At 46.5% G+C, this 4,546-nt stretch carries 4 protein-coding genes; all 4 read left to right on the forward strand.

Going from position 1 to position 4,546, the window contains the following annotated elements; all coding sequences use genetic code 11:
- The first annotated feature begins 60 nt into the window (after nucleotides 1-60).
- The 4 genes from VN429_RS00645 (at nucleotide 61) to VN429_RS00660 (ending at nucleotide 4,316) form a co-directional block, all read left to right on the forward strand.
- Nucleotides 61-258, forward strand: coding sequence for a hypothetical protein (locus VN429_RS00645; RefSeq protein WP_325628680.1), 198 nt, complete (start codon nucleotides 61-63; stop codon nucleotides 256-258).
- Complete coding sequence (locus VN429_RS00650) at nucleotides 255-599, forward strand: PDDEXK family nuclease (RefSeq protein WP_325628683.1); 345 nt, start codon at nucleotides 255-257, stop codon at nucleotides 597-599. The genes VN429_RS00645 and VN429_RS00650 overlap by 4 nt, the downstream gene beginning before the upstream one ends.
- Nucleotides 600-698: 99 nt before the next feature.
- Nucleotides 699-3,749 carry a hypothetical protein gene (locus VN429_RS00655; RefSeq protein ID WP_325628685.1) on the forward strand — a complete coding sequence of 1,017 codons (3,051 nt, stop codon included), beginning with the start codon at nucleotides 699-701 and terminating at the stop codon, nucleotides 3,747-3,749.
- Between the two features lie 36 nt (nucleotides 3,750-3,785).
- Complete coding sequence (locus VN429_RS00660) at nucleotides 3,786-4,316, forward strand: hypothetical protein (RefSeq protein WP_325628687.1); 531 nt, start codon at nucleotides 3,786-3,788, stop codon at nucleotides 4,314-4,316.
- Nucleotides 4,317-4,546: the final 230 nt, after the last annotated feature.

Below are 4,546 nucleotides of genomic sequence, written 5' to 3' on the forward strand. Positions count from 1 at the left end.
GATTACAGTTTTTCACTGTTATCGGAATGATGTGTCAATCCATAACAGGAGGTTGATCGTATGAACACTGCAAGAAACAAAATGGAGTACCCCCCAGCAGATGAACGAGCTTGGCGGCAGATCATAGAGGGGGATGTGGAAGTATTGCCGTTTGTCTGGTTAAGCATATCGCCAATCATCGGTTGTGGATTGAGGTGCGATATAAACATTCAGGGAGATTTTTCCTTCCCTGATAATGCCTATCCGGTGGTTCTATGAGAAGTAGCACTTCTAATTACTGGACGAGACGAACTGCAGAGTATAGTGCAAGAGATTTTCTTGTAGATCATGGGTATGCGGTTCTCAGGGTCGCAGAGAGTCACACTCATGAGCCGGTGGGAATCAATCTGATTGCCTGGAATAAAGATGGAAAGACCCTCTTTATTTGTGCCAGATCCATCCGGAGAGGATCAATTAAAAGTGATGTTGAGGCATTATCAAAACTTGTACGATTATCCCGATATCCTGGATCTGTTGAGTACTGGGTGCGGCATAAGGCAGGATGGAGACGGTACCTGGTTGATGCAGGTGGAGCGATTCCCCTCCCGGTGTTACTATGAGTGTATACTGTGGTCAATTTGTGTCTTTGTGCTATGCCTCTGAAACTCTTCGTTCTCTTTTGAGTTTTCCAATAGAATGCAGTCAGGGGAGAATATGCTATGGCTCCTGATGATCAGCACGACGAGATCCTGGCAACTCTGAATTGCCTGTTCACACCTGGTCATGTCATAGAAATCAGGATACTTAGCGAAGACGGCGTATCGTCCGGGTATTTTGATAATTTTGAAAAAGCCGCTTTGGCTATCTATTCACAGGATCGTGACCTAAGAGGGCATGGAATCTATGTGACACTGAATGAAGTCACACGGGATCTTCTAGCCCGGCGGGCAAACCGGATCAAGTATCGTATTGGCAGGCAGGATCAGACAACAGCAGATTCTGATATTATCCGTCGCCGGTGGTTACCGATAGATATTGATCCAGTACGAAAATCCGGGATATCCTCTTCTGATACTGAGCATGACGAGGCATTGTTGCGAGCAGAGGAGATCAGGAAATTTCTGCTGGAGAAAGGATGGAAAGAACCCATTCTAGCAGACTCTGGAAATGGTGCACATCTCCTGTATGCCATCGATCTCCCTAACGATGATGTTGGAAGAGACCTTGTCCGATCAGTTCTCGGGGTGCTCGATCAAAAATTTTCAGATGAAATTTGCAGGGTTGATACCGCGAACTTCAATGCTTCCAGGATTTGGAAAGTATATGGAACCACATCACGCAAGGGTGACAATCTGCCTGATCGCCCTCATCGTCGTGCCAAAATTCTATCACCCAGCGGAGAAAGGCAGATTGTGACTGCCTCCGAACTCGTTTCACTGATTACTGAATGCTCGAAAAATGCTGAAAACATAGATTCAGGACATTCATACCTGGAGCAGCATTGTAATACATCTGCACAGTCATCTGCGTTGAATTCTCACGTTGCTAGTTCTGGAGAGAGTTCGATTCTTGATCTTGGGTCATGGCTCACAACGCACGGTTTATCCTATACATCAAAGCCATACCAGGGAGGCATTCTCTTCTCCCTTCATTCATGCCCGTTTTCTGATGCACACCAGGATGGTGCGTTTGCCATACAATTCGAGAATGGTGCTATATTTGCCGGATGTCATCATGATTCGTGTGGGAGTGGAAGACAGCGGTGGCATGAACTTCGCAAGAAATTTGAACCTGGCAGATATGATTTCGAGACACGAATCGCTGAACGGCGTCGGGCCAGAATAAAAGCCAAATTGATTACAGAAGGGAGAATTGATCCTGATGATGAGATCGGTGATGGACCGGCTGTTGAAAACAGGAAGACGGGATCCAATTCAGGTTTAGAGAAAGAGAAACCCGGTGATGGAGATTTGGATCTGGTTCAGCTACGTGCACAGGATATTCTTGCCAACGGGGATCCTCTGGCCTTCATACTTGAGACTTTTGCCTGTTCGCATGAAGGGGATCAAAGGGTCGCCGAGTGTCTGGTTCATTCGCTGGTCTCGAGGTCAGTAATCAATAGCAAAGGGCTGCATGTCTCGATCACAGGTGAGTCCGGGAAGGGAAAGTCCCATGCTATTGAGACGATGAAATCCCTGATTCCACCAGCATTGAGACTTGAAGGGCGGATGAGTGACAAAGCCCTCTTTTACATGGATGATCTGATGCCTGGCACCGTGATCACTCTTGATGATGTGAATCTTTCAGATCAGATGCAGGAGATCCTCAAGGGGGTTACAACCTCTTTTCAAAAACCCTTCCCGTACAGGACGGTTAGCAAGGATCGAAAACCACAGATCTGCACGATTCCACAGAGGTGTGTATGGTGGATTGCCAAGGTTGAAGGAGCCGGTGATGATCAGGTTTTCAACCGGATGCTCACCTGCTGGATAGATGACAGTGAGATGCAGGATGAAAAGGTTCTTGACCGGACACTCGCTGCTGCCGGACAACTCCCGGGCACTCCGACACAGGAATCTGAAGAGGTCAGGGTCTGCAGAAAGATCTGGGATGAGATTGAGCAGGTCTGGGTTGTTATTCCTTTTGCAACACGAATCAGATTCCAGTCATCAGAAAACCGGCGAAATCCGGATATGCTGCTTGATCTTATCAGAACCAACGCAGCACTCTGTCAGAAGCAACGTGAGCAAAGGGTCGAAAGTGGAATTAACTGTGTAATTGCTACTGAATGTGATTTTACTGAAGCGTCTCGACTTTTTATGAGTCTGAACAGTGATGGTGGAGGTCAGGCATATAAACTTACAAAACGTGAAACTGCCCTTCTTTCCCTGATTGCTTCACTCAACCGGTATGAAGTGACAGTATCCGAACTTCAACGTGAAACAGGCTGGACAAATTCTAATGTCAACAAGTTACTCCACGGATACCGGTCACATGGCAAGTCATACTCAGGTCTTCTTGAGAAGTGTCCTGCTATCTCGTATCTTGACCGGACAGAGTCAAGGGGTGATGGGGGATGCACCACATATCGCAGGTCAAAAGCCTATATCTGGGATTCTGATCTGTATACTGCCTGGAAAAAGGGTGGTTTGATATGGCTAGCCAGGGATGAGACCGGAGATGATCAGATTCCTCCAGATGATAATGGAGGAGCCGGGGGAGTGGGTGATGCAAGAAAAGATACTGCCACGTATGCTTCAGAGGATCCAGGTTCTTCACAGAGAGATTCTGATCTGAAATCAGATATTGATCAAAATGAATCTGCCAATCCCGATGTAAACAAACACGGCACCATATCTGATGCAGGTGTCAGTATTGGTTCTCTTTCATCAGGGATGTTTGTATCAACTGGTGAGTTTCCTGTTCGCACGTCCTGCTGTGTGTGTGGGAAACGGCCATCACAGTACAGGGAGCGAGTCATAAGGAACAGAGAATCTGACCACTTGAAACCTGATCTCATGCTTTGTAATTCATGCTATCAAAGGGTGGTCTCACGAGAAGCTGCAGAGATGATCGCACTTCCCGGGATTATTGATACGAGTAGTATGGCGAGGATTCAGAATGTGTCACAAAAATGCGATCTCTGTTCTCTAAAGCCAGCTGTATGGGTAGATCCCCATTCTAGAACTCACCTGTGTGACTCCTGTTATCAGCGTGAAGTAAAGCGGACTGCTGATGATGCGTTATTGACCGGTACTACTCCTCCATGAATATTATTTGGGTGGATGGTTGGGAGTATGGGTGGTATGCGACAGGTGAATTATGAGCCGACCAGACTCTACAAGATGCAGGGCACTCTGTTGCCCGCATCTTCAATGGCAACATTACCGTACAGCACCCCCCTCAGAAAAACAGAAGAGACGGCTTATCTGTATGATACTCAACAAACAGCCAAGCCACATGTACTTCTGTCCGATGAGGGAGCAATCTGGATCGCTGATGGGGGAAAGAAGATGAACATATTTGTAGAACAGATCAAACATGCTTCCCCGTATGAACTGTGTGGAAGAATGATAAAGGACGGGGATAAGGTACTGGTATTTATTGATGAGATTGGAAGATTTAGTCTCCAGATCAAAGAGGTATCTTTATCAATCCTTGGATTTGGTCCAGGAGATATCTCTGGTCCTGTACCCGGGGTCTTCAGAATTTCTGAAAGTGGCAGAGGGCTTTACCTTGAAATTGGTGGAGTGCTTTATACAACGCCGGTCTCACGTGTTCGGGCTGTTCTCTCAGGTGTTCATCGAAAGGCTCCTGTGATGCGGTACACAGGGTAATACAACCTATCTCATGGATGGTTCAGCCATCTTTCTTTTTTTCGATGAAACGTTTTAGATGCATCTATGATGGTGATGGGTTTTTGTGTGCAACAGTGTTCACATGGTACCTGATTCCCTGCTGATGGTTCTCTTGTTCTTGCAAGAAAAATTGGGCGGGAGAAAAAAGACAACACATGGCAAGAGCGGGATTCAAAGATTCAAATTTAACAAAGTACAGAGGATATTCT

The organism is Methanospirillum sp. (assembly GCF_035560735.1).
GTDB lineage: Archaea > Halobacteriota > Methanomicrobia > Methanomicrobiales > Methanospirillaceae > Methanospirillum.